This is a genomic window from Bifidobacterium crudilactis (assembly GCF_000738005.1).
GTDB classification, from domain to species: domain Bacteria; phylum Actinomycetota; class Actinomycetes; order Actinomycetales; family Bifidobacteriaceae; genus Bombiscardovia; species Bombiscardovia crudilactis.
The window spans coordinates 93725-118742 of record NZ_JHAL01000002.1; the positions used below are offsets into that span (position 1 = coordinate 93725).

21 protein-coding genes and 4 tRNA genes are annotated in these 25018 nt (G+C 57.5%); 21 read left to right on the top strand and 4 right to left on the bottom strand.

The genetic code is table 11. The features are described from left to right. Positions 1-19 precede the first annotated feature (19 nt). Positions 20-1246: a trans-sulfuration enzyme family protein gene (locus tag DB51_RS02595; RefSeq protein ID WP_034251486.1), complete on the bottom strand. Its 1227-nt coding sequence runs from the start codon at positions 1244-1246 to the stop codon at positions 20-22. Positions 1247-1629: 383 nt separating this feature from the next. On the opposite strand from DB51_RS02595, the gene DB51_RS02600 reads away from it, so the two are divergent. The 14 genes from DB51_RS02600 to dapC all read left to right on the top strand — a co-directional run bounded on the left by DB51_RS02600 (position 1630) and on the right by dapC (position 15461). After that, on the top strand, positions 1630-2727 hold the full coding sequence (locus tag DB51_RS02600; RefSeq protein ID WP_034251488.1) for a histidinol-phosphate transaminase: 1098 nt from the start codon (positions 1630-1632) through the stop codon (positions 2725-2727). A gap of 275 nt (positions 2728-3002) precedes the next feature. Further along, entirely contained in the window at positions 3003-3491 is a 489-nt protein-coding gene (gene nrdI, locus DB51_RS02605; RefSeq protein ID WP_034251490.1) for a class Ib ribonucleoside-diphosphate reductase assembly flavoprotein NrdI, read from the top strand. 158 nt (positions 3492-3649) lie between these two features. Further along, positions 3650-5836, top strand: a complete 2187-nt coding sequence (gene nrdE / locus DB51_RS02610) for a class 1b ribonucleoside-diphosphate reductase subunit alpha (RefSeq protein ID WP_034251492.1) — start codon at positions 3650-3652, stop codon at positions 5834-5836. 366 nt (positions 5837-6202) lie between these two features. Next, on the top strand, positions 6203-7195 hold the full coding sequence (gene nrdF / locus DB51_RS02615; protein ID WP_034251495.1) for a class 1b ribonucleoside-diphosphate reductase subunit beta: 993 nt from the start codon (positions 6203-6205) through the stop codon (positions 7193-7195). Between the two features lie 511 nt (positions 7196-7706). Then, positions 7707-8990, top strand: a complete 1284-nt coding sequence (locus DB51_RS02620; RefSeq protein WP_202961987.1) for an ATP-binding protein — start codon at positions 7707-7709, stop codon at positions 8988-8990. Positions 8991-9145: 155 nt separating this feature from the next. Beyond that, a tRNA-Tyr gene (locus tag DB51_RS02625) sits at positions 9146-9227 on the top strand. A gap of 1 nt (position 9228) precedes the next feature. Further along, positions 9229-9300, top strand: a tRNA-Thr gene (locus DB51_RS02630). A 4-nt stretch (positions 9301-9304) separates the two neighbouring features. Continuing rightward, positions 9305-9378 (top strand) — tRNA-Met (locus DB51_RS02635). A gap of 46 nt (positions 9379-9424) precedes the next feature. Continuing rightward, positions 9425-9592 (top strand): 50S ribosomal protein L33, encoded by a 168-nt coding sequence (gene rpmG, locus DB51_RS02640; RefSeq protein WP_034251499.1) that lies wholly within the window; start codon positions 9425-9427, stop codon positions 9590-9592. Positions 9593-9665: 73 nt separating this feature from the next. Next, entirely contained in the window at positions 9666-10889 is a 1224-nt protein-coding gene (locus DB51_RS02645; RefSeq protein WP_034251501.1) for an FAD-binding protein, read from the top strand. 145 nt (positions 10890-11034) lie between these two features. Next, positions 11035-11910 carry a hypothetical protein gene (locus DB51_RS10160; RefSeq protein WP_156958203.1) on the top strand — a complete coding sequence of 292 codons (876 nt, stop codon included), beginning with the start codon at positions 11035-11037 and terminating at the stop codon, positions 11908-11910. A 331-nt stretch (positions 11911-12241) separates the two neighbouring features. Next, positions 12242-13759, top strand: coding sequence for an amino acid permease (locus tag DB51_RS02655; RefSeq protein ID WP_034251504.1), 1518 nt, complete (start codon positions 12242-12244; stop codon positions 13757-13759). Positions 13760-13875: 116 nt separating this feature from the next. Beyond that, positions 13876-14202, top strand: a complete 327-nt coding sequence (gene fdxA / locus DB51_RS02660) for a ferredoxin (protein WP_034251507.1) — start codon at positions 13876-13878, stop codon at positions 14200-14202. 119 nt (positions 14203-14321) lie between these two features. Next, positions 14322-15461 carry a succinyldiaminopimelate transaminase gene (dapC, locus tag DB51_RS02665; protein ID WP_034251509.1) on the top strand — a complete coding sequence of 380 codons (1140 nt, stop codon included), beginning with the start codon at positions 14322-14324 and terminating at the stop codon, positions 15459-15461. A 106-nt stretch (positions 15462-15567) separates the two neighbouring features. Here the strand turns inward: dapC and dinB are convergent, their stop codons facing one another. Next, positions 15568-16854 (bottom strand): DNA polymerase IV, encoded by a 1287-nt coding sequence (gene dinB, locus DB51_RS02670; RefSeq protein WP_034251512.1) that lies wholly within the window; start codon positions 16852-16854, stop codon positions 15568-15570. A 194-nt stretch (positions 16855-17048) separates the two neighbouring features. Here dinB and DB51_RS02675 point away from each other — a divergent pair. From DB51_RS02675 to DB51_RS02690, 4 genes are all read left to right on the top strand, one after another. Beyond that, a tRNA-Ser gene (locus DB51_RS02675) sits at positions 17049-17135 on the top strand. A gap of 288 nt (positions 17136-17423) precedes the next feature. Further along, positions 17424-18143, top strand: coding sequence for a DUF4391 domain-containing protein (locus DB51_RS02680; protein ID WP_034251515.1), 720 nt, complete (start codon positions 17424-17426; stop codon positions 18141-18143). A gap of 78 nt (positions 18144-18221) precedes the next feature. Next, positions 18222-19229, top strand: coding sequence for a CPBP family intramembrane glutamic endopeptidase (locus DB51_RS02685; protein WP_051867216.1), 1008 nt, complete (start codon positions 18222-18224; stop codon positions 19227-19229). Between the two features lie 234 nt (positions 19230-19463). Continuing rightward, on the top strand, positions 19464-20729 hold the full coding sequence (locus DB51_RS02690) for a CapA family protein (RefSeq protein WP_432762347.1): 1266 nt from the start codon (positions 19464-19466) through the stop codon (positions 20727-20729). 159 nt (positions 20730-20888) lie between these two features. Here DB51_RS02690 and DB51_RS02695 read toward each other — a convergent pair whose 3' ends face one another. Further along, positions 20889-21329 (bottom strand): cupin domain-containing protein, encoded by a 441-nt coding sequence (locus DB51_RS02695; protein WP_156958204.1) that lies wholly within the window; start codon positions 21327-21329, stop codon positions 20889-20891. Between the two features lie 31 nt (positions 21330-21360). Next, positions 21361-22200 carry a class I SAM-dependent methyltransferase gene (locus tag DB51_RS02700; protein WP_051867217.1) on the bottom strand — a complete coding sequence of 280 codons (840 nt, stop codon included), beginning with the start codon at positions 22198-22200 and terminating at the stop codon, positions 21361-21363. A gap of 126 nt (positions 22201-22326) precedes the next feature. Here DB51_RS02700 and DB51_RS02705 point away from each other — a divergent pair, with 126 nt between their 5' ends. From DB51_RS02705 to DB51_RS02715, 3 genes are all read left to right on the top strand, one after another. Continuing rightward, positions 22327-23319, top strand: coding sequence for a D-2-hydroxyacid dehydrogenase family protein (locus tag DB51_RS02705; protein ID WP_034251518.1), 993 nt, complete (start codon positions 22327-22329; stop codon positions 23317-23319). A gap of 9 nt (positions 23320-23328) precedes the next feature. Next, positions 23329-23982, top strand: coding sequence for an IMPACT family protein (locus tag DB51_RS02710; RefSeq protein ID WP_238548284.1), 654 nt, complete (start codon positions 23329-23331; stop codon positions 23980-23982). A 149-nt stretch (positions 23983-24131) separates the two neighbouring features. Next, on the top strand, positions 24132-24863 hold the full coding sequence (locus DB51_RS02715; protein ID WP_051867444.1) for an AbrB family transcriptional regulator: 732 nt from the start codon (positions 24132-24134) through the stop codon (positions 24861-24863). The last annotated feature ends 155 nt before the right edge of the window (positions 24864-25018 follow it).

Genomic DNA, 25018 nt, shown 5'->3' on the forward strand with positions numbered 1-25018 from the left:
GAAGTGGTATCGCCGTCTCTCAGATATCCGCATTCTCGATGGCCTGGTCGAGATCGTTGATGAGGTCATCCGTGTCTTCCAGACCGACCGCGAATCTCAGGAAACCCTGGTGAAAGACCTCCGGATACAGATACTGCCGTTCGTCGTCCTCGCCGAGAAACACGATGAGACTCTCGTCATGACCCAGCGAAACCGCCGAAGTCACGATATTGAGTTTGCTCACGAAACGGTTATGCCCGGCATGGTCGGTATGAAGGCCGAAACTCAGCACGCCTCCGAAGCCGGAATCCGGTCTGGAAAGCTGAGAGGCGGCCACCTGATGATGCGGGTGCGAGGGCAGACCGGGGTATGCGACGAAGCGCACGGCCGGGTGGGCTTGCAGATGCTCGGCTATGGCCTGTGCCGAGGCATTGTGCTGTCTCATTCTCAGCGGCAGGGTCACGGAACCGCGATTGATGAGCCAGGCATTGAAGGGGCTGATGATTCCACCGTAATTCACTTGCGCGGTGAAGCGTATCTGCTCCGTGAGCTCCTTGCGCGTAGCAATCGAACCGCCGAGGGCATCACCGTGGCCGTTGATGTATTTCGTCAGGCTTTCGATGACGATATCGGCGCCAAGGTCAAGCGGCCGAACGTTGAAAGGGGTGTTGAAGGTGTTGTCCACGCTGAGCAGAATCTCGTGGTCGGCCTGATGCGTCAGTTTGGCGATGGCGGCGATATCCGAAACCTTCAGTGTCGGGTTCGCGGGCGTCTCGATATGGATGAGGCGGGTGTTGGGACGAATCTGCGCCGCGACGTTCCCCGGGTCGGAGCTGTCGACGATGCTGGTCTCGATGCCGTATTTCTCGGGGAGTATCTGTTCCAGTAGCCGATAGGCGGCGATATAGGTGGTGTCGGAGAAAATGGCGTGGTCTCCGCGGTTGAGCACGGTGGTGAATGTCGCCGACAGCGCCGCCACGCCGGAAGCGAGGACCACCGCATCCTCGCTGCCTTCGAGATTCGCGATTTTCGCTTCGAGATAGCGTTGGTTCGGATGACCATTGCGCGTGTACAGGTTGGTGTCTGAACTCGACCAATTGATGTCGGAGGGGTCATCCGGCAGCGAGTAGGCATTGGCCAAGGTGATGGGACGGCGGATGGCACCGGTTTCCGCATCCGTACCATTCCCCAGATGGATGGAACGCGTTGAGAAACCGAGTTCATGATGGTCGCGGGTGATGCCCTGATGTGTGAAGGATGAAGCCATGACCCATGCTTACCACAGCGAGAGGTGCGTCGCATCAGAGCCGTTTGCGGCGAATTCCTTGATTTTCCAACCTTCTTGAGTGCGTAATAGGAAAAAACGAATACCCGATGCAGTCGATGCAGCCGGCACAGCCGCACTGCCGACGCGCTCGCAAATCGAGTGCTTCGGCAAGGTCGGATGCCGTTTGTGTAGGGATTGCTGCGCAGTCTGGGTATTCTGGCCGGATACGTCTACCGTCATTCCGCCATTTCAGGGAGCATGAGCCAGCTTTGTACTGGCGAATCCCTACACAATCGAAAGCTTGGTCGGATGTTCCCCTGTCGGGCGTTCGATGACGCAGGGGGCATATGCGACACGGCTGAATTTCGGCTTAGGATAGAGGCATGGTTTTCAGACATCGTCAGGTCATCGATACGCTTCCGTCATACAAGCAGGGCAAGCCTGCGCCGCAGGTGGAAGGGCGCAGGAGCTTCAAGATTTCAAGCAACGAGAATCCATATGCTCCTTTGCCGAGTGTTCGCCAGGCCATAGCCGACCAGGCCCTGGCTCGCATCAACCGATACCCTGATATGCGGGGGTGGGCTGTCGTGGAGCGTCTGGCCGCGGAAACCGGAGTCCGCCCGGAGAACATCCAACTCGGATGCGGTTCCACGGAAGTCATTACCCAGCTGGTGAATCTCGTGGCAGGCAAAGGCGATGAAGTCGTATACCCATGGCGAAGCTTTGAGGCATACCCCATAATCGTGACCACCGCCGGAGCCGAAAGCGTGCAGGTTCCACTGACGCCGGAAGGCGCCCACGACATTGATGCGATGATCGCGGCCGTCAATGACCGGACCCGTTTGGTGATTGTGAACAACCCCAACAATCCCACGTCGACTTCGGTCAGTGATGCCGATGTGCGCAGACTGCTTGCGGCGGTACCGCAAGATGTGCTGGTGCTGATTGACGAGGCGTATGTCCAGTTCAACACCGACCCGGATACATGCGTGGGTATGGATTTGTTCAGGGAGTTTCCGAATGTGGTCGTGGCGCAGACTTTCTCCAAGGCCTACGGATTGGCCGGTCTGCGTATAGGGTATGCCATCGGGCCAGAGGATGTCATTGACGGAATGCGCAAAGTCGCTCTGCCTTTCGGAGTGTCTGCGGCGGCTCAGGTTGCCGCGGTGGCGAGCCTGGATGCGTACGACGAGCTGTCGGAACGCGTGGATGCCCTTATCGCCGAGCGTGCCCGTGTCATCGAAACGTTACGCGGGCAGGGCTGGAGAATTCCCGTTCCGAACGCGAATTTCTTCTGGCTGCAGTTGGGGGAACGGACCGACGTCATCGCCGGATACTTCGAGAAGGCCGGACTGTCGGTTCGGGTGTTCTCCGGTGAAGGTATCCGCATCACTATCGGCGAACACGAGGCCAATGACCTGGTCATCGCCGTTTGCGCGCAGGTGTTTGCTCTCACACATTCCAAAGCGCTCGTCGACTGAGCGTTCAATGCGATAACTGCGCTAAAAGGACAGCAATGTGGTAATAATTTCTCCGAAAAGCTGTCCTTTTAGCGCAGTTATCGTATCGGGTCCTTACATACCAAAATGAGAAGAGCTCCTTTTGATGCAGTGGTCATCTCAAAGTTGCACTCCCGGTCAAATGACAATAGTGTGATATACGCCACATAAAACACTACATATAGTTTGCGCTTTACAATCAGAAACTAGATATAGTGGTTTCTGCATTCACGTGAAGAGTGCTGAGGAGGAACAATATGAGTGAGGTCGCCGCCGCGCAGTTGCAGGAGAGCGTTCCTGAACATGTGGCAGAGGGCGAGAAGATCGGCGCCATCGTGTACTTCTCGTCAGCATCGGAGAACACGGCGAGGTTCGTTGCCAACTGTCATCTGCAGGACGAGGGCATCAATGTCTATCGCATACCGCTGAGGCGTTCGCAGGGCGACCTGCATGTGAGCGAGCCGTATGTGCTGATGGTGCCGACCTATGGTGGCGGGAACGCCAAGAAGGCGGTGCCTGTTCAGGTCAGGAAATTCCTGAACGACCCGGACAATCGCGCGGGGATACGCGGAGTGGTCGCGTCAGGAAACACGAACTTCGGAGACGCCTTCTGCGCTGCTGGGGATATCGTGGCTCGCAAATGCAAGGTGCCTTTCCTGTACTACTTCGAGTTGATGGGCACGAAGGAGGATGAGACGAAGGTAAGAAACGGCATGCGCGATTTCTTCCTGAATCATCGCGACTAGACACCGGCAATAGGCCGAACGCAATAGGCCGAACGCCCCGGGCGCCGGGGTGGTATGAGAAATCGTTAATGACAGGGTGCGTTCCGCAGCAAGCGGCGTGCATCATCGAACTGCTGTTGGATCGCCAACGTGCTTGGCACAAATGAAGGGGAACGCAGATGACTGCAATCGACAACACGGCTTTGAGCCTTGATAACACGGGGGAGGAGACCTACGATTCCGCCCATGATTATCATTCCTTGAACGCCATGCTCAATCTTTACGACGAGAATGGTCGCATTCAGTTCGACAAGGATCAGGCCGCCGAGCGCGAATATGTGCACGGTCATGTGCAGCAGCATACGAAGTCCTTCGCCTCGACCGCAGAACGCATCGCGTTCCTTGTGGACAACCAGTATTACAATCCCAAGGTTTTCGGCGAGTATTCGGCGGAGTTCCTCGATAGAATCTACGCCCACGCTCAGTCGCTGGACTTTGAGTTCGACACCTTCCTCGGTGCTTTCAAGTTCTATTCCTCGTATGCGCTCAAGACCTTCGACGGCAAGCAGTATCTCGAGGATTTCCCTCAGCGCAGCGTCGCGGTCGCTCTTGAGCTGGCCGCCGGTGATGAGGATATGGCCATCAAATACGCCGACGAGATCATCTCCGGCAGCTTCCAGCCCGCGACACCGACCTTCCTGAATCTCGGGAAGGCACAGCGCGGCGAGCCCGTGAGCTGCTTCCTGGTGAGGCTCGAAGACAATATGGAGTCCATCTCGCGCGGCATCAACGCGGCACTCCAGCTTTCCAAGCGTGGCGGCGGCGTGGCCTTGCTGCTCAGCAACCTTCGCGAGCTGGGCGCCCCTATCAAGCACATCGAAAACCAGTCCTCCGGTGTGATCCCCGTGATGAAGCTGCTCGAGGATTCCTTCTCTTACGCCAATCAGCTCGGAGCCAGGCAGGGTGCTGGCGCGGTCTATATCTCCGCCCATCACCCCGATGTGATGCGTTTTCTGGATACCAAGCGTGAGAACGCCGACGAGAAGATTCGCATCAAGTCGCTTTCCCTGGGCGTGGTCATTCCCGACATCACCTTCGAGCTCGCCAAGCAGCGCAAGCCCATGGCGCTGTTCAGCCCGTACGATGTCGAGCGCGTGTATGGCAAGCCCTTCTCGGACATCCCGATTTCCGAGAACTATGACGCGATGGTGGCCGACGACCGCATCCGCAAGAGCTACATCGACGCCCGAGAATTCTTCATGACCATCGCGGAGATTCAGTTCGAATCCGGCTATCCGTACATTCTCTTCGAAGACACGGTGAACAAGGCCAACCCGATTGACGGACGCATCACGATGAGCAACCTGTGCTCAGAGATTCTGCAGGTGCAGGAACCGAGCAAGTACAACGAGGATTTGACGTATTCCCATGTCGGGCGGGATATCTCCTGTAACCTTGGGTCGCTGAACATCGCCAAAGCCGTCGACAACGGTCTGGCAGACACCGTGGAGACCGCCATACGAGCCTTGACCTCCGTTGCGGAGCATACCAGCATCGATGCCGTTCCTTCCATCCGCCGCGGCAATGACGAAGGCCATGCAATCGGTCTGGGACAGATGAATCTTCATGGTTTCCTCGCTCGCGAGGGGATTCACTACGGTTCGCCGGAAGGCCTTGACTTCACCGATATGTACTTCATGACGGTCGCCTTCCATGCGTACAAGGCATCCCACAGCCTCGCCGTGGAGAAGGGAACGGCGTTCAAGAGCTTCCCGGCTTCGGATTACGCAAAGCCTGCCGGACAGGGCAACTACTTCGACAAGTACACTGACGGGCGTCGTTCGCTTGAACCGAAGACCGAGCGTGTTCGTGAGCTCTTCGCCGAGAAGGGCATCGAGATTCCGAGCGTGCAGGATTGGGAGGAATTGCGAGACCAGATCCTCAAGGACGGCATCTACAATCAGAATCTTCAGGCCGTGCCGCCGACGGGTTCGATAAGCTACATCAACCACTCCACAAGCTCGATTCATCCGATTGCCTCCAAGATTGAGATTCGTAAGGAAGGCAAGTTGGGGCGGGTGTATTACCCGGCGCCGTACATGACCAACGAGAACCTCGAATACTTCGAGGACGCTTACGAAATCGGCTGGCAGAAAATTGTCGACACCTACGCCGAGGCGACGCAGCATGTGGATCAGGGTTTGTCCCTGACCTTGTTCTTCCCGTCCACTGCAACGACCCGTGACCTGAACAAGGCCCAGATCTACGCATGGCGCAAGGGCATCAAAACCCTCTACTACATCCGCATCCGCCAGCAGGCTCTCGAAGGCACCGAAGTAGAAGGCTGCGTAAGCTGCATGCTGTAGCGTGAAGCGCACAGCCCGGTGGGCTGTGCGTAGCTACAGTGAGCGCCCGCCAAGGGCGCGAAGGCGATCATGGCTGTGATCGCGCGTGAAGCGCACAGCCCTGTGGGCTGTGCGTAGCTACAGTGAGCGCCCGCCAAGGGCGCGAAGGATCGCGAAGCGATCGCCACACGAGGCTACTGGGAAACGCAACTTTTCGCGCGCGATCGCCCACACCGAGATAACTGCACTAAAAGGACAGCAAAATCGTGAAAATCTGCTCAAAAAGCTGTACTTTTAGTGCAGTTATCTCTTTTTGAGATTTGTAGATAGATTCCGTGCGCACGGTTGGGTGCTGCGCCGGTCAACATACGTGATGGAAGGAAGATTATGGTACCTGTTTCAGTGCCGAGGCAACCGTTGAAGTTGATTGACCGGGTTTCGGCCATCAATTGGAACCGTTTGGAAGATGAGAAGGACCTTGAGGTCTGGGATCGCCTGACCGGCAATTTCTGGCTGCCGGAGAAGGTCCCCGTGAGTAACGACATTCCGAGCTGGCAGAAGATGAGCGATGACGAGCATACGCTGACGATGCGCGTGTTCACCGGTCTGACGCTGCTTGACACCATCCAGGGCACCGTCGGCGCGGTATCGCTGATTCCTGATGCCTTGACGCCTCATGAGGAAGCCGTGTACACGAACATCTCCTTCATGGAGTCTGTGCATGCGAAGTCCTATTCTTCGATTTTCTCCACCCTGGCCTCCACGAAGGAGATTGACGGCGCGTTCGCGTGGAGCGAGGAGAACGAGTTCCTGCAGAAGAAGGCGCAGATTGTCCTCGACTATTACGAGGGTGACAATCCGCTCAAGCGCAAGGTCGCCTCCACGCTGCTGGAGTCTTTCCTGTTCTACTCGGGCTTCTATCTGCCGATGTATTTCTCCAGCCACGCCATGCTGACCAATACCGCCGACGTGATTCGTCTGATTATCCGCGATGAGGCCGTTCATGGCTATTACATCGGTTACAAGTATCAGAAGGGCCTGGAGAAGGTTTCCGATTCCGAGCGTCAGGTGATGAGCGACTACACCTACGAGCTGCTCAGCGACCTCTACGACAATGAGGTGGAATACACCCGGAGCCTGTATGAAGGCGTCGGACTGGTCGAGGATGTCGAGAAATTCCTGCGATACAACGGCAACAAGGCGCTGATGAATCTCGGATACCCTGCGCTCTTCCCATCTGACACCACTGATGTGAATCCCGCCATCATCGCCTCGTTGAGCCCGAACGCCGACGAGAACCACGATTTCTTCTCCGGCTCCGGTTCGAGCTATGTGATGGGCAAGGCCGTCGAAACCGACGACGACGATTGGGACTTCTAGGAAGTCCTGACTGCTCTGAGGTCATGCTTGACCACGGAAGTTACTGGAAGGTCTGGAACCGGATGTCTTCGGTTCCAGACCTTTTCCATACCCTCCGGGACTGTGTGGTGGGGACTGGGTAGATGTGACTGGATAGATGTGACTGGGTAAAGGAAACAGACAGTAAGAACACCTGTTGAGAGAACAGGACTAGGTGGCACGAGCGGACATGTCTGGTCCAGCCGGGATGGTCTACAGACCGGAAAACGGCACTGGTGTGCTGCCGAGTGGGTATCGCGTTTTGATGCTTTGACCGGTCGAGATTCATAGGAATGGCGGTGGCTGGTGATGATGCACAGCGAAACCTTGAACTGTGTCGAGCCGGCTGCTTCCTGAATTTGTCGGGCAACGGCCAATCCAAACCAGGAGGACGGAAAATAACGGAATTCCAGTGAGGAATTCCCAGGAGTAAAATGAAGGAAAAGTACGGAGTAAATTCACGGAAAATGGCGGAATAGGGAGAGTTTCTGCAATGAGCATGAGGCGTAAAGGGTATCGAAGCCGACTTGTTGACGTCAAAATCGACGACATGCTCGTTGCATTCGGTGCTGTGGCGGTCGATGGGCCGAAATGGTGCGGCAAGACCTGGACCGCTCTGAATCACGGCAACAGCGTGGTGTACATCGGAGACCCCGCCGGGAATTTCCAGAACAGGCGTGCGGCACAACTCGACCCGGCACTGGTGCTGAGAGGAGAAGCCCCGAGGGTCATTGACGAATGGCAGGAAGTACCTGCGCTGTGGGATGCGGTGAGGTTCGCGGTAGATGAGTCGGCACAGCGTGGCAAGTACATCCTCACCGGTTCATCAACACCAAATTTCAAAGGGGTGCTGCATAGCGGGGCAGGGCGTATCGGCGTAACGAGAATGCGCCCTATGTCGCTGTTTGAATCCGGGGAATCCAGCGGCGAAGTATCTCTTGCTGCCGTGTTTGATGGTCCCCTTGAGGCGCGTGCAACCGGTGAAGTTGAGTTAAGCAGTCTGATTGAGCAGGTCATCAGGGGCGGATGGCCAGGGGCAATTGGGCTGTCGCAGAGTGCCGCGCACGAGGTGTCTGAAGGCTACCTCTATGCAGTGGCACACGATGACATCAGCAGGATTGACGGCGTGAGCCGTAGCCCTCACAGGGTAGCGATGCTGCTGCGCTCGTTGGCGAGGAACGAATCCACCGTCGCCAGCAACAGGACATTGAAAAACGATATGCAGGAGTATGACGACGAGACAATCGACGAAAAAACCATAGCGGATTATCTTGAGTCTCTGCGGCGTCTGTTTCTCATCGATGACCAGCCGGCATTCAACCCCAATATGCGTTCTTCGGTGCGCGTGGGAAAAATGCCCAAACGACATCTGGCAGACCCCTCGCTGGCTGCAGCAGCCCTGGGGGTGACGGCGGAGACGCTTACTGACGATTTGAACACCTTCGGGTTTCTGTTCGAGGCCATGTGCGAGCGTGACCTGCGGGTTTATGCGCAGTGCGCAGGGGGAGAGCTATATCATTACCGTGATGGTCGGGGCCGTGAAATCGACGCCGTCGTCACCGTGCCCGACGGTCGATGGGCAGCCATAGAAATCAAGTTGGGTGCTCATCAAATCGATGAAGCTGCGTCGAAGCTCCTGGCCTTGCAGCGCGACATGCAGGACGACCCGCGAGCAACCCCGCCGTCGGTGCTCTGCGTCGTATGCGGTATGACCGCGTATGCATATACCCGTCCCGATGGAGTTTGCGTCGTTCCGATAACAGCGCTGCGCGATTGACTCTTAGGATTGAGGACGACTAGCCGTTCCGTACACGCTCGGCTTCGGCTCTTCGTCAACCTCTCCGCGACACGGCGAGTCCACGACTTGCGGAATATGGGAAAGCGTGGCAAGATAACGAAGTTGCCGTTTTTGGCTTAGGTTGGATGCGGCATGGCGGATTTCCCAAGCGGTCAAAGGGAGCTGACTGTAAATCAGCCGCGTAATGCTTCAGTGGTTCGAATCCACTATCCGCCACGCCTCGATAGCTCAGTGGTAGAGCACTTCCTTGGTAAGGAAGAGGTCGTGAGTCCGATTCTCACTCGAGGCTCTATGGCGGGGTAGCTCAGCTGGCTAGAGCGTACGACTCATAATCGTAAGGTCGAGAGTTCGAGTCTCTCCCTCGCTACAATCATCGGCAAAGAGTCGATGAGGTACGACTACAGAGGTGAACCATGGCAAAAGCCGCAGATATTCGTCCAGGCGTAACGCTGGCGTGCACCGTGTGCAAAGAGCGCAACTACATCACGACGAAGAACCGTCGTAACACTCCGGATCGTCTTGAGCTCAACAAGTTCTGCCCACGTTGCGGCAAGCAGACGGTTCACCGCGAAACCCGCTGAAACTCGCGGAGCGCAACGCACAACAAGCCCGACTTCGGTCGGGTTTTTTCGTATTCGAGTTATGCTGTAGCCCATGACTACCTCACCTTCTTTCGCGGATCTCACCACCATCGGTGTCGGAGGCCGTATCGCACGTTTTGAACAGCCGACGAGCCGTGTAGGCATCATCGAAGCGGTCGAGGATGCCGATGGCAAGGGCGTCCCCTTGTGCGTCATCGGCGGTGGTTCGAATATGCTCGTCGCTGATGCGGATTTCGACGGCATCGTGGTTCGTGATGCACGTCAGGAGATTGTGGTGCTGGACGAGGCCGCGCCCGTCGAGGGTGGCGACACCACGGTGCACATCTCTGCGGATGCCGGTACGAATTGGGATGACCTGGTCGCCTTCAGCATCCAGATTGGTCTGGAAGGCATCGAGGGCCTGTCCGGTATTCCGGGAACGGTCGGTGCGTCGGTGGTACAGAATATCGGCGCTTATGGTCAGGAAGTCGCCACGAGCGTTTTCGCCGTCGAAGTCTGGGACAGGGAGAGCAAGGTCGTCCGTACGCTCTCCTCCGAGGATATGGGTTTCGGGTATCGGACTTCGGCCCTGAAACGCAGCATGTACGCTTCGGCGGGCAATGTGGCGGGTCAGGGGAATCCTTATTTTCCAACGCCCAGATATGTGGTGTTGTCGGTGAGTTTCGCCCTGCGGCACAGCGACACCGGTGTCGTCGCCTTCGACCAACTGGCTCGTGCGCTGCGCGTGGATATCGGTGAGAGGGTTTCCACTCAACTGCTGCGCGACCAGGTGCTCGCAGTGAGGGCAGCCAAGGGCATGCTTGAGGACCCTCACCGCTATCGGAAGCAATGGATGCAGTCGATGCGGCGTTCGGAGAATATCGCCCAAGCCCTGTCGGCGCTGGAGCGGTTCACCGCTTCCGGCTCCGGCTCATGGGATCGCAACAGATGCAGTTGCGGCAGCTTTTTCATGAATCCGGTGCTCTCTCAAACGCAGGCGGCATTGCTGCCGCTCGAAGCGCCTCGTTTTCCGGCGAAGCTGCCGGACGGCTCGGCGGGAGTGAAGACCTCGGCTGCCTGGCTGATTGATCATGCCGGGTTTCGGAAGGGATTCGCGCTGTACGAAGGTGCTCGGGCTTCCTTGTCGACCGTGCACACCTTGGCGCTGACCAATAGGGGAGATGCGTCATGCTCGCAGATTCTTGATTTGGCTGTCGCAGTACGCGACGGTGTCGAATCGAAATTCGGTGTCAGATTGGTTCCCGAACCTGTGCTGGTGGGTGGCATCGCTATCTGAGAGAACGCTTCCAGATGCTCAGCTCTTGCCCAGACTATCTTACGGATAACCCATGTAGGATGTATGGAGCCCCTCAGAGTCAGCACAGCAATTCGCAAGCCATGAACGCTGTAATAGACGTTATTGGCTGACGAAAGGACTTAGAATGACCGACGCAAGAGCAAATGGCACACCCAATGCCTCATCCAATGGCAGACCAAATCCGACACCTCCAAATGACGACGACGGCACTGTCGTGCAACCAGCAGTGAATGAGCAGACGGAACATGCACCGCAACAGGCTGCTGCACCGTCATCTCAGTCCTCTCAAGGTGGAACCGGCGCGAATTTCCCGGTGCACAATTCCCCAAGGGTTACGATGGCCCAGCCCCAGGGTGATTACTCAGAAGCGAACGATTCGCAGTACCAACAGCCCCAACGTAGTCAAACGGCGCAATCCCCCAACGCCAATGCCGGGTATGTGTACCAGCAGCCACAGGGTCGGCCCTCATCGGGTCAACAGGGCAATTGGAATGGCCAACCCCAGTTTTCGGCCTCCGGCCCAATGCCAGGACCAGCTGCCGCCGCATCGAAGGCGAAGACCGCGCGTACCTGGCAGGGGGTCAAACTCACGGTGATAGGCGCCATCAGCGTGGTGGCTCTGTTATGTGGTCTCGTCGGCGGCCTTGCAGGAGGCCTGATTGTGTCGTCGGTGTCAGGCGGTGGTACGCAGCAGTCCGATCAGGGCAACATGCCTCAGATGGGCGGCGGCAACGGGTATGGCCAACGCGGCAGCGGACAAGGCGGCAATAGCGGCAATAGCGGCAACTCCGGCAGTGATGGCAGTTCGGGAAGTGATGGCAGTTCCGGCAACTCAGGTAGCACCGGTACTGCCGGAAGCGATGGAGGTCAGGGCGGAGACGGAGCTGGCGGGCAGAGCGGTAATGGTGGTAATGCCGGCAGTGACGGCGGAGCAGGAAACCCAGGTAGCGCGGGCAGTGACGGCGGCCAGGGTGGAGATGTCGGCGGCAGCACGTCCTGATACGAACCTCGCCCATATGGGCTTTCTGCGATGGTTCCCGGCTTCGCGGTAATCGCCCGATACAGGCACCGTACGAATGTGATTTTTCGTACGGTGCCTTTGCATGGGAGCCTCGCGTACTGAGACGTCGCACAAGAGTCATATATCGAATATGGCCGAATCCTTGATGCCGTATTAGAATGTGATGCTGTTAACAGTTGCGTGAGGATTCACCGTTCCTTGGACGCCCGTCGACCGCCATGACCGCTGAGCCGCTGTCGTGTGGTCCGCCAGCGCTGAGATTGATGTCGTACCCCGCCGCTTCTAATGTGCAGATCGTTGTGGGGGCAGCATGAGCATTTTCAGAACCAAATCCGTCGAACAGACACTCGCCGAAACCGCCGAAACCGGACGTACGTTGAAACGTACGCTGAACGCTTGGGATATGGCGGTTATGGGAGTGGCCGTTGCCGTGGGGGCGGGCATCTTCTCCGTGGGTGCTCAGGCGGCAGCCTTCCACGCGGGCCCGGCGGTGATTCTGAGTTTCATCATCGCCGGCGTGGTGTGCGGAGCGGCGGTGATGTGCTACGCGGAATTCGCCTCGATGCTCCCGGTTGCGGGCTCCGCATACACCTTCACCTACACGACGGTCGGTGAAATCATCGCCTGGATTATCGGTTGGGACCTGATTCTGGAAATGCTGATGGCCAGCTCGGTGATTTCCAAGTATTGGGGGGTGTATCTCAATGAGCTGCTGCATCTTGTGGGCATAGATTTCAATACCAATATCGTCTGGGGGTCGTTCCACATCGATGTGGCCCCGATTATCATCGTGACCTTTTTCACCGTGCTGCTGGTCCTTGGCACGAAGTTGTCCGCGCGTGTGGACGGTGCGCTGACCATCTTGAAAATCGCCATCGTGTTCTTCGTCATCATCGTCGGTTTCTTCTATGTGAAATCCAGTAACTATCAGCCCTTCATCCCTCCGGCTCAACCGGCAGCTGCGGCCAAGGGCGCCGTGTCCGGAGTATTCGGTGAGCCGCTATGGCAGTGGGGTACCGGAATGGCTCCCAGTATGTACGGCGTTCCGGGAATTCTCTCCGGAGCTGCTCTGGTGTTCTTCGCCTTCGTGGGCTTTGATGTTGTCGCCACGGCCTCCGAAGAGGCCAAGGACCCGCATCGCACCGTGCCGCGAGGGATTTTCATGGGAATGTGCCTGGTGACGGTCATGTATGTGCTGGTGGCAGTCGTGACGACGGGGATGGTGTCGTACAAGCAGCTTGCCAAGGCGGACAGTCCGTCACTGGCCACCGGTTTCGAATTGGTCGGGGCGACGTGGGCGGCGAAGATTATTTCCTTCGGCATCGTCGTCGGGTTGACCACGGTGGTGATGGTGCTGCTGCTCGGTCTGACGCGCATCGTGTTCGCCATGAGCCGTGACGGCCTGCTGCCACGCAGCTTTTCGACGACCGGTTCGCATGGCACCCCTGCCAAGATTCAGATTGTCGGCGGCATTGTCGTGGCCGTCGTCGCCGCATGCTTCAAGGTGGATGTCCTGTCCGACATGGTGAATATCGGCACGCTTTCCGCATTCACTCTCGTCGCGGTGTCCGTCCCGATTATGAGACGTAAGCGCCCTGATCTGCATCGCTCCTTCAAGATGCCCGGGAATCCTTGGATTCCGATGCTGGTCGCGCTGGCCTGCCTATGGTTGATGCTCAATCTCACGGTGCTCACCTGGCTGCGATTCGTAGTTTGGCTAGCCATCGGATTCGCCATCTATTTCGGGTACTCCTATCGTCATTCGCGCTTGGGGCGTGACGAGCTCGATGGTGCCCTGCCGACGACCGCTGGTGACGCTGCCGAATAGTCTTGAAGCGTCTCGCGGAAGCGGTAGTCTGACAGTGTTCGCCCGAATAGGACCGGTCGGCAGCAGCGCCGATTCGGACCGGAAGTCGTCGGGAATGACTGAGAGGGGAGGCTGTTATGCCATATGTGATTGCAGAGCCGTGCGTGGATGTCAAGGACAAAGCCTGCGTGGATGAGTGCCCGGTGGATTGCATCTACGAGGGCCCGCGTTCTCTCTACATCAACCCTAACGAGTGTGTGGACTGCGGTGCCTGCGAGCCTGTCTGCCCGACCGAGGCCATCTTCTACGAGGATGATGTTCCGGAGGAGTGGACGTGGTATACCGATGCCGCGGTCGAGTACTTCAACGAGGTCGGCGACCTGGGCGGTGCCGCAGGAGCCGGACCCATCGACCACGACCCCGCACGCGTAGCGGCTCTGCCACCTCAGAACAAGGCTTCCTGAACCCGACGTTCTGAATGTAGGAATCTGAAGGTGAAAATGTGAACGTCACCTTATACATCACATGTGCAGACGGCGGTGGTGCCCTGTGCGTTCCGAGACAAGTTAGGTAGGGTCGAACCTTGGGATTGATGACCTTCAGCACGCCCTACGACTGGTCTCGCGTCCAGCAATACCGGGATGCGGCGGCGCAGTTCGGCGATGTCCTGGATTTTTCCGTCGGCTCTCCGGTTGACGAGGTGCCACAGTCGGTGCGTCTGGCCTTGAGTGCTGCAGCCAATGACGGCAACGCGCACGGATACCCGGCCACCATCGGCACCGAAGCGTTGCGCGAGGCTGTTCGCCAGTGGTTCCTCACCGTCAGAGGCGTTGACCTCAGCGGAATCGGCGCTTCGGTGGTGCCTACGGTGGGTTCAAAGGAGGCCGTGGCGTTGATGGCGGCGCTGCTGCACTGCGGCGAAGGCGACGTGGTGGTCCAGCCACGTGTCTCATACCCCACGTATGAAATCGGCACCCAGATATCGGGTGCAGCTGTCGTCAAGGTCGATGATGTGGCTGATGTGGACAGTTGGGTCAACGTTCCGGGTGTCAGGGCCATTTGGGTCAATTCCCCGAGCAATCCTACGGGCAGGGTGCTGACTTCCGAACAGTTGCGCGGCATCGTGCGTGCCGCGCGTTCGATAGGTGCCGTGGTGCTTTCGGATGAATGCTATGCCAGGATGGATTGGCGGGGTTCTGCCGATTCCGAGAGCTCCCCGAAGACGACGCCGTGCATTCTGGATGATGATGTCTGCGGCGGGAACGCGGAATCCGTGTTGTGCCTGTATTCACTGAGTAAACAGTCGAATATGGCAGGGTATCGCACTGCGCTTATCGCAGGTGACGAGCGCCTTGTCTCCGCGATGACACGTTATCGCAAGCAGATAGGTCTGATTATTCCCGGTCCGGTTCAGGCGGCCATGACCGCCGCTTTGGGTGATGGCGAGAGTGTGCTGGACCAGATCGGGCGCTATCGTGCCCGTCTGCATTCCTTGACGAAGGCATTGAGCGCATACGGCTATGATGCCCGCATGCCTGAAGGCGGTTTGTATATCTGGGTCAGGGCGCTCGGCGATGACTGCTGGGATGATATGCATAACCTGGCCGCGCTGGGAATCGTCCCGAGTCCGGGCGAATTCTACGGTGACTGGCATTTTCTGCGATTCTCGGTGACAGCCAGCGACGAGTCGATTGCTGCGGCCGCCGAACGTCTGTCGGCGTGACGCCCTGACGGGCAGGAGTGTTCGGTAATAGGATAACTGCACTAAAAGGACAGCAATGGGGTAATAATTTCTCGGCAAAGCTGTCCTTTTAGTGCAGTTATCTGGTTCAAAGACCGAGATGCACCGCGTTCTTGCCGTAGCGTTTTCTGATGGTATCGAGCGTTCGTTCGGCTTCTGATAAGCGTTCCGGACGTGTGCCATCCGCTGTTTCCTTGGGCATCAAATCCTCGATGGTGAGTTGGATTGGTGTTTCATCGGATTTGCTCAGCCCGGATACGCTCACGCCCGCGAGTCTGACCGCACGGGGGAGTGCGGGAAAGGGGCTTGCCGAGGAATCTCCATCAGTGGCGTTGTTTTCCGCGAACATCTGTCGGAAGAGTTCCATCGCCTCGGGGTATATCGCACTTGCCGTATCGACCGGACGTTCCAGGGTATGGGCTTTCGTCGCATAGCTCAGGTCAGCGAAGCGGAGTTTCACGGTGATGGTTCGTGCCAGCAGGGCGTGTTTCCGCAAGGAGGAGGCGACGTCGTCGCTGCATTGCCGAAGCAGGGTGGTGACCGTCTTGGGGTCGGTGGTGTCCTGCGCAAAAGTACGTTCGGCACCGATGGATTTTTCCCGGGCTTTCGTGCTCAGGGTGCGTTCATCCTGCCCTCGGGCCGCCAGAAAGAGGTGATGCCCGAGAGTGCTTGAGCCCACCACTCGGTTGACCTCTTTCTCATCGAGTTTGGCGAGCTCGGCCACATCGCCGATGCCCCACTGGGAGAGTCTTTTTTCAAGGGAGGGGCCGATTCCGGGTATACCTCGCAGGGGCATCATCTGTACGAATGCGGCGTGCATGGATACGGGTATCAGCAGCATGCCGTCCGGTTTGGCATTCGTGGAGGCCATTTTGGCTACGAGCTTGTTGGCGGCGATACCGACGGAGCAGGTCACATGGAATTGTTCCGAAACGCGCTGCCGTATCCATGCGCCGATGGCGCGCGGGCCGGACCACTGCTGCAACGCTGCGGAAACGTCCATATAGCCCTCATCGACCGATACCTGTTCGATATTGTCGGTGATTCTGGCGAACACCTCGCTGAATATCCTTCGAGACATCTCACGGTAATACCGCATATCAACGGGAAGGAATATCCCCTGAGGGCACAGGTGGCGTGCCCGGGAGACGGGCATGGTGGAGTTGATGCCATAGGGGCGTGCCTCGTAGCTTGCGGCGCTGACAACCGAGCGCGTACCGGTACCGATGATGACCGGTTTTCCTTTGAGTTCTGTGTGCCGGGCCACTTCGCACGACGCAAAAAAGGCATCCATATCGATGTGCAACACATGACAGCCGCTGTCGTCATGGCCCCAGTCACGTTTGGCTGCGGCCAGTCTAGGTGTGTTGCTCATGACTCCATCCTAAACGTCGGATTGCGTAGTGACTGCGTGAGATGAACTGTCGCACTCATGACCAGTGTGCTACGACACGCTGAGAACCTGCCGATTTCCATACTTGCTCATGTTGTTTCAGCGCTATGGGTGATTCCATCCACGCATGCTGGTAGTGTAATATGCTGTTGCGCTCGCTGATAAGCTGGCGTGATGGAGACGTGCCTGAGTGGCCGAAAGGGGCACCCTGCTAAGGTGTTGATCACGCAAGTGGTCCAGGAGTTCGAATCTCCTCGTCTCCGCGGTATTGAATCCCGGTAGTGGCATATATGCCCTGCCGGGATTCCTGTTTTCACGGATTCTTCCTTCCTCTGACTGTCCGGTAAGGCGGGAATACAATAACTGCACTAAAAGGACAGCTTTTCGGAGAAATTATCGCTACATTGCTGTCCTTTTAGTGCAGTTATCTCATCAGCGAGGTGTGCCAGCCGTCTGAGGTGGGCTTCGCTCAGATCGCACACTGTGTTTGCGGTTAGGATGGAAGTAGTTCTTGCGGATATTTCGCAATCCTCGAACAAGGTAGGTGGACTATGGCAGTTGCATCATGTGCTTCGATATCCGCATCGAGTCTGGGTCTTCCCCAGCAGGCTGAAGTGCCGGAGAGCAAGGCCTCCCTCCCCAAACAGATGTTCTATGCCAAAACTCCCGTGTCTTCAGGACTCAAGCAGCGTTTGGTCAATGACATCAAGGAGATTACGGTCCTCGGCGTGCTGAACGCCTCCAATACCGGAACCCCATCCGAAGGTCGGCTCAAGGAGATTCTCATCATCGGGGTGCTGTTGAACACCAGGACCGTGCCTGTCGACGCGCTTGAGCACATCGCCAAACTGCGACCCTCGGGTATCCTCTTCGTCTGCGTCAGCATCCATGAAGGCGTCGAGGAGTGCGCCCTCGCGGTGCGGCGCGCACGCCCTGGCAGAGCCGGTCACGTCCAGCAGAACACCGTGTTTGTGGGGGAGTGGAAGGCGGCGAGCGACACCCGGCTGACGCTTCACGGTGACACGATTGAGCAGATCTGGGAGAGTTTGAACGCTCAGGCGATACTCGGTTCCTCCGAGTCTGAGAAATCCCAGTATCAGAATCTCGACCAGCGCATCGCCAGACGAGAGAGCATCGCCGAGTTGCGTGCTCTGGACGCCAAACTCACCAAAGACCATGCCCGTGCAAAGAATCCGACGCAACGCAACGAGATCTACGCCAAGCTTCACAAGGCCCGCACCCAACTCGCTGCCTTGGAGGCCGAAGAATAATCCTTCCACCGCGTCTCGCCTGTGCCGCTGCTCAGCGTGAAGTCGCAGTACTCGAATCGCCGGCCAAGGAGTCAAAGTATGCACACCAAGCTTATCCAAGGAATATTCGGGGACGACGTTCGTCTCCGCGATGAGGATATGCTCACTGAAGACCATCCTCGACGTTCAGGTCAGAGAGGGGAGCGGGTCAGGTTGAACATTGCGCTGCGTGCAGTGGTGTTCCTGGCGATTCTTGCTGCCGGTATGACCATTATCAGCGTTTTAGGCGTGCTGGTGGCATCCGTGGCAGAACCTGCTTTCATTGATGACCTATTGGCTGGGGATACGTCGACGTTGACATCCAATCGCGTGGTGATGGTCATCTCCGTTGTCGGAGAGTTGTTTGCCGCTGTAATGGCCTATCTTGTCGTGGTCGTATTCATGGAGAGGCGACGTATCCCGTACGAGTTGGCGCCTGGACGCTTGGGTGGGCTGCTTCGCGGGGGCGCCATGGGGTCGTTCAGTCTGGCATTGTGCGTCCTGGTTCTTGCTCTCCTGGGCAGCTACCGCATCATCTCGGTTGACACCTCATACAATCCTTGGCTGGATTTGCTCACATTGGGGCTCACTGCGGGTATCGCCGAGGAGATTATCATGCGTGGCATAGTGCTGCGCCTTCTGGAAGAATGGCTTGGCTCGTGGGTGGCCATCGTTATTTCCGCGGCGTTGTTCGGATTCATGCATCTCGGGAATCAGGACGGAACCCTGTGGGGTGCCACCGCCATAGCCATCGAGGCGGGTCTGCTGTTCGGCGCGATCTACATCGTCACCCGTTCCCTATGGTGGTGCATCGGTCTGCATATGATGTGGAACATTATGCAGGGGCCGGTGTTCGGTTCCGTCGTTTCCGGTACCGGCGAACAGCAATCATGGTTGGTGTCTCGCTGGTCCGGGCCGGAAATACTGACCGGAGGGCAATTCGGTTTGGAGGCCAGCATCGTGCCGGTGGTGTTGCTCGGTGCTGTGGCCTGCGCATTGCTGGTGTACGCACATGGTCGGGGATTGATTATCAAACCCTCATGGAGAAGGCACGTTCTGCCGAAATGAGGGAGTTAACGCCGTTTGTGTAGGGATTCTGGAATAGACACCGCGACTGCTCGTTGAAATTTCAAGCGTGGCCCGGGCGTAGACTCGGGTTCATAGATAAATCCCTACACAAACGGGGCTTCCCACCGGAAAGTGACGTCAGTTATGGTCAGGCGACGACATTCACCAGAGCATGCCGCTGTTTCAGAGCGTAATCGCATATCTCGGGCCAAGATAATCGTCGGAATCATCACCGTGTCCGTCATCCTAGCTGCCTGTATAGCGACTCTCGTCTTCTACTTATTCTTTTCTCAACGTTCCGGTGGCGGACTGTCGCAGCAACAGGGTTCATCGCTGGCGGAGCCGGATCACGAGTCTCTTAACCGCCCGTCAGATGCTCCGGACCCGGTGCTCAGACATCCGGGCAACGCCCCTGATTGCCCCGACACTGACTGCATATCGGTGATGGTGAACGGGGATTTGCTATTCCATCCGAACCTTTGGAACAACTTCGCCGGCGCAAATACCGCGGCCAAGGACGGCACGGCGTTTAATTTCGATCCGCTCTTCGAAGGGATGAAGCCCTACATCCAATCATCCGATATAGCCGTCTGCGAATTCGAAACGCCAATTGCTAAGCGCGGCGGCCCGTATGCAGGGTATCCGGTGTTCGCCATTCCGCCGGAAGTGGTGGACAGTGCCGCGCGTATCGGCTACAAGGCCTGCACCCACGCGACGAATCATTCCTGGGACCAGGGATTGGCGGGTATTGAACGGCTCCATCAGGAACTTGCCTCGCACGGCATAGCTCAAACGGGGTCGTATCTCACACAGGAGGAATCCTTGGAACCTCTGGTGATTGATTCGCCGACCGGCGGCGGAAAGCTCGGTCTTGTCACCGGCACGGTGTCGCTCAACGGCATGGTTGCCGATACGGATTGGCGCATCGACAGGCTTCGGGCATCGGGTGAACCCGAGCATGATGCCGACATTCAACGCGCAGTGGACAAGGCTCACAAGGCTCGCAGTCAAGGGGCCGATGTGGTGGCCATGGCCATGCACTCATTGCAGGAGTACATCGATTACGCCGACTCATGGCAGGTGTCCGAAGCGCATGAGCTTGCCGATACCGGAGCCTTCGATGTGATTTACGGTGCGGGATGCCATTGCGTACAGCCGGTCGAGTATTATCACGGCACTTGGATTATCTATGGTCTGGGCAATGCGGTCACCGTGAGTGCGCCCCAGAGCCGGGTGGTCAACAATCAGGGCATTACGGCCCGTATTCAGTTCGCGGGAAAGCGGGGGGCCGAGGGTACTTGGCGTGTCAACCGCATCGACTGGGTGCCTGTGGCCAATATGAGGCAGGGGCAATACCGATGGTGCCCGATAGCCTCAGACCATCCTAACGGCGTCTGTTGGTCCGATGGCCAGGATGCCGCCGTGCGGGAGCGGATATCACAGGTCCTCTATTCGATGAATGCCGACCCCGCTGTGGTCAAGGAGTGGTTGCTGGGCTGAACTGCGATAACTGCACTAAAAGGACAGCTTTTTCGGTGGATTATTGCCAAATTGCTGTCCTTTTAGTGCAGTTATCATATTCTGCCCTTATGCGCACGCCACGGATGGGGAAACCGGATATCCCTGGCGTGCAGTGTTATGTGGTCGTTCACTGCGTCCTCACTGTGCCTTAGCTGCAGCGCGTGCCGGTGTAATCATCGTCAGCATCATGATGGAGGGTTCCACGGCCTTGACGGCATGAGGCAGGCGTGTAGGGAAATACACGAGTCCGCCTGGGAGCAGATCGACGGTCTCGCCGGAGCCGGTGACTTCGAGATGACCTGAAATCGTCTGTACGAATACCGGCATGGCCGCCGTGTGCTCGCTGAGTTCCTGGCCTGCGTCGAAGGAGAACAAGACCACGTTCCCGCCCTGTTGCTGCATGATGGTCCGAGAGACCGTGGCCTCGTCCTGCACCTTGATTAGCGTGCGCACATCGGGGATGAAGCCGAGTTCCACGGCCTCGGACCCGCCCACGGTCTGTGCAGTCTTGGCATGTTCTGTTCCGGTCGAGGATGTTTCCTCGTCCTGTGCGTGTGGATGCCTGTGGTTTTCGCTCATGATGTCCCTTTCTCTGATGTACGTATTACGCCTATCGTTTATGCGCGACTACCGCGATGCCGTTCATATGCTGTCGGTATTGGGTGAAGGCGCGTTTCATCGTTATCACACGTTCACGCGCCTGCTTGTCTCGTATCAGGTTCCTGAGTATTCGCAGCACCCCGACTATTCCTTCGTCGGCGACATTGCGTCGTACATCCAGCAAGGCCATCGGTGCCATGCCGATCCAGTCGACCTCGAAACCTTCGGATTCCAGCAGGGTCTTCCACTCCGCAGCCGTCAGGGGCCTGGCGTTGACCTTGATGGCACGTGCTAGATCCTTGCGAATCCGGGTTTTGGTCTCATCACCCAGACTGTCGGGTTCCAGGCCGAGTTCATGGATGGCATACCGTCCACCGGGGCGCAGCAAGCGTGCGGCTTCGGCGATGATGCTCTGCTTGCCGCTGTCGCTCTGCATGGTCAGCATGGCTTCGCCCACGACCACGTCTGCGCTGTCGTCCGGTAATCCGGTCTCCTGGGCTTTGGCCGTCACGGCATGGCCTGTGCCCGCAACGATGTTGTCCACTATCGCGGCGGCCTTGCGGTCCTCATCGACACCGACATAACTTGCAGGAGCGTGTTGGAGAATCTCCTTTGCCGTCGAGCCGAGTCCGGGCGCGAACTCCACAACCTTGTGGCCTTCTATTCCGGCGTGCGAGAGCATCTGTCTGGTCAGCTCCCGGCCACCGGGTCTCAACACTCGCTTGCCGAGCCGCGCGAGGAGCCAGTGACCTGGGACGTGGGCCGAATCTCTTTCGGAAAACGGCAATTCCTCGCCAGCGTGCCGTCTGGTCGCCTGCGAAACCGGTGATGTGTGTTGATGATCGGTCATACGGCCAACGCTAGCGGTACGGCGACGAAGCCACAAGGGTTGGCGTAGAAGAACAGGAGACGGCTCACGGATTCCTCTGACGGTGAGTTCACTACGATGTTGCGTTGTCGTATTACCCTGTTGGGCATGAGCGTTATCGAAACAGCATCAACACGTGAAGACCTTCCTCTGATGGTCATTCCTTCGTGCATGCCTTCCATGGTCGAGGCATTCCGCAGTGCTTTCAGCAAACTCGACGACCTTTGCCGGGTCAGAATGTATACCGACACCGTTCTCGACGAGGATGTAATAGCATCCCGCTGCAAGGATGCCGATTCCGTTGTGGTCATCGGCTTCCGCGTGAGCGACGCACTGTTGGAGAAACTCGCCACAAGCGTGCACTGCATGGTGTTCGGGGGGACGGGAGTGGCGAATTACGTGAATCTGTCCGCCGCGAACGAGCATGGCATACGAATCTGCAACGTCGAGCATTACGGCGACGAAGCGGTTGCGGAGCACACGGTCGCGCTGATGTTCGAGCTGGCTCGGCATTCCGGATACCTCAATCAGCAGTTGCGTAACGGCAAATGGATTGAGATGGAAGGTCTGGAACTCAATGGGAAGACCTTGGGGCTTGTCGGCTTCGGAGGTATCGGCAAAGCCGTGGCCAAGATTGCCCACGGTATCGGCATGAAGGTTGCGGTGTGCTCACGCCACGAAGATACCCAGGCCCTTCAGGAGTTCGGGGCCACGTGGACGTCCTCGATAGATGAGTTGATTGAGAGCAGTGATGTCGTGAGTCTGCATCTTGGGCTGAACGAGCAGACGAAGGGCATGATTACCGAAGCTCATCTGGCGAAGATGCATCCCGGTGCGTTGTTCATCAACACCGCTCGTGCGGAGCTCATCGAGCCCGGAGCTTTGGTGAAGCGTCTCAGCGAAGGCGACGTCCTGGCGGGACTGGATGTTTTCGACCATGAGCCCCTGCCGATGGATGACCCGCTGTTGAGCCTGTCCAACGTGGTGCTCACGCCGCATGTCGCATGGTTTACCCAGGAAGCCGTGGTGAATGTGATTGCTCAGTGCTTCGATGGCGTCAGCGCCTTCTACCGCGGTGAACGATACAACGTGGTCGTCTGAGTCGCATCTGTGAACGGTCCGGAAGTGTATACGGTGCTCAACCCTCAGGGTTCACCGGCGGAAGCGGAATTCGAGGAAAGGCGCTCGCGCTTTATCGGGAATTGTTGGCATATCGACTCCAATGACGATGTTGCGGCGATTCTCGAAGAGATGCACATTCAGCATCCCAAGGCTCGCCACATTGCCTATGCCACGATTTGGGGGGACTCTCCTGCAAAGCAATCGGAACGTATGAGTGACGACGGCGAGCCCTCGGGCACTGCCGGCAAGCCTATTCTCGATTGCATCCGGCAGCAGCATCTCATCGATTGCATGGTGACGGTCACCAGATATTTCGGTGGTGTGCTTCTTGGCTCCGGTGGCTTGATTCGTGCTTACTCAACCGCGGCTTCTTCGGCTCTGCATGCCGCAAGGATTGCACGATTGGTGCCGAGCGCGGTATACCGTTTCGCGCTTGCTTACTCGCAGTTGGAACTGTGCAAGCGCGTGGTTGCGGATGAGGAGGGCTTGTTCGAGGTCGTGGAATACTCGGATCATATCGAGGCGCAGGCGACGGTGCCTGAATCGAAAACAAGGCTTTTTGAGAACCGCATCACGCAAAGTTTCAATGCGACGGTCTCCTTGAAGAGGGCAGGCAGCCAGAATGTGCCCATCCCCGTCTGAGGTCGTGGGTATGCGACAAAGGATGAAGCTTGTTCGCCGGTGTCAATTATGCTGACGGTATGGCTACGACGCAGGATGCGAAGAATACGGTGGATATGACGGTGAATGAGGATGCTCGGCTTGACGGCGAGGCTGCAGGTGTTGAAGCCATGAGGACGAACGAAGGCGAGACTACGGTGCCCGACTCCGCGCCGACCATCGAATCCGATGCCGATGACATCGAGCAGAAGAAGCAGCAGTTGGAGGATCAGGCCGCCCCTGCAGCTCAGGAGAAAGCCACGAGCGTGGTTCAGGAGACGTTGACGGTCTCCTACGAGCGTCTTCGCCATTCCATCGACAGCAAGGAACTCAGCGAGGTGGCCCGAGCCGAACTGCCGGACAGCAGCAATCAATCGGCGTTCTCTCGCGCGACGGCACTGCTTGAGGCGGTGGCGGGCAATCCGCACACGCCTCTTGAGGACCGTGTGTTCCTGGCTGAAAACATGCCTTTCCCGAATGTTCTCGTGAAGCTTTCCCAGGACCCTGATGCGCAGGTGCGCAGAGCGGTCGCAGCCAATGTGTCCGATAAAAACTGGCTTGTCGGTAATCTCACCAAGGATGAGGATGCGAAGGTGCGTGCAGCCGCCTTGGTGAACCCGCAGACGTCATGGAAGATGCGACTGGAAGGCGCACAGAGCGCGGGGACGGATACCGCAACCCTTGATGTGCTGGGAAAACTTGGTGCCGAAACCGAGAATGACGCTCCTATCGTATTGTCTTCGATGGTACGCAGGGCGGTGGCGTTGAACCCTAATACGAGTAGCGAAATGCTGGAAAAACTTGCCCGGGACGCTCGACCGGATGTGGCGAAGGCCGCTCAGCGGGCATTGGCCGCAAGATAAAACGTGTGGCGTGTACGGGTCCAATGTGTACAGGTACGAGACGATAACTGCACTAAAAGGACAGCAATTTGGTAAGCATTTCTCCGAAAAGCTGTCCTTTTAGTGCAGTTACCGCCTTCCGTATGGGTCGAAAAGCGATAGAGCCGGTTGTGTTC

What these genes read in the sequence shown, in the direction of transcription:
- DB51_RS02715 (WP_051867444.1), top strand. Translation starts at nt 24,132, where the DNA reads ATGAGGACGAACGAAGGCGAGACTACGGTGCCCGACTCCGCGCCGACC.
- nrdE (WP_034251492.1), top strand. Translation starts at nt 3,650, where the DNA reads ATGACTGCAATCGACAACACGGCTTTGAGCCTTGATAACACGGGGGAG.
- DB51_RS02645 (WP_034251501.1), top strand. Translation starts at nt 9,666, where the DNA reads ATGACTACCTCACCTTCTTTCGCGGATCTCACCACCATCGGTGTCGGA.
- DB51_RS02655 (WP_034251504.1), top strand. Translation starts at nt 12,242, where the DNA reads ATGAGCATTTTCAGAACCAAATCCGTCGAACAGACACTCGCCGAAACC.
- DB51_RS02685 (WP_051867216.1), top strand. Translation starts at nt 18,222, where the DNA reads ATGCACACCAAGCTTATCCAAGGAATATTCGGGGACGACGTTCGTCTC.
- DB51_RS02680 (WP_034251515.1), top strand. Translation starts at nt 17,424, where the DNA reads ATGGCAGTTGCATCATGTGCTTCGATATCCGCATCGAGTCTGGGTCTT.
- fdxA (WP_034251507.1), top strand. Translation starts at nt 13,876, where the DNA reads ATGCCATATGTGATTGCAGAGCCGTGCGTGGATGTCAAGGACAAAGCC.
- rpmG (WP_034251499.1), top strand. Translation starts at nt 9,425, where the DNA reads ATGGCAAAAGCCGCAGATATTCGTCCAGGCGTAACGCTGGCGTGCACC.
- DB51_RS02705 (WP_034251518.1), top strand. Translation starts at nt 22,327, where the DNA reads ATGAGCGTTATCGAAACAGCATCAACACGTGAAGACCTTCCTCTGATG.
- DB51_RS02620 (WP_202961987.1), top strand. Translation starts at nt 7,707, where the DNA reads ATGAGCATGAGGCGTAAAGGGTATCGAAGCCGACTTGTTGACGTCAAA.
- nrdF (WP_034251495.1), top strand. Translation starts at nt 6,203, where the DNA reads ATGGTACCTGTTTCAGTGCCGAGGCAACCGTTGAAGTTGATTGACCGG.
- dinB (WP_034251512.1), bottom strand. Translation starts at nt 16,854, where the DNA reads ATGAGCAACACACCTAGACTGGCCGCAGCCAAACGTGACTGGGGCCAT.
- DB51_RS02700 (WP_051867217.1), bottom strand. Translation starts at nt 22,200, where the DNA reads ATGACCGATCATCAACACACATCACCGGTTTCGCAGGCGACCAGACGG.
- DB51_RS02695 (WP_156958204.1), bottom strand. Translation starts at nt 21,329, where the DNA reads ATGAGCGAAAACCACAGGCATCCACACGCACAGGACGAGGAAACATCC.
- DB51_RS02595 (WP_034251486.1), bottom strand. Translation starts at nt 1,246, where the DNA reads ATGGCTTCATCCTTCACACATCAGGGCATCACCCGCGACCATCATGAA.
- DB51_RS02600 (WP_034251488.1), top strand. Translation starts at nt 1,630, where the DNA reads ATGGTTTTCAGACATCGTCAGGTCATCGATACGCTTCCGTCATACAAG.
- nrdI (WP_034251490.1), top strand. Translation starts at nt 3,003, where the DNA reads ATGAGTGAGGTCGCCGCCGCGCAGTTGCAGGAGAGCGTTCCTGAACAT.
- DB51_RS10160 (WP_156958203.1), top strand. Translation starts at nt 11,035, where the DNA reads ATGACCGACGCAAGAGCAAATGGCACACCCAATGCCTCATCCAATGGC.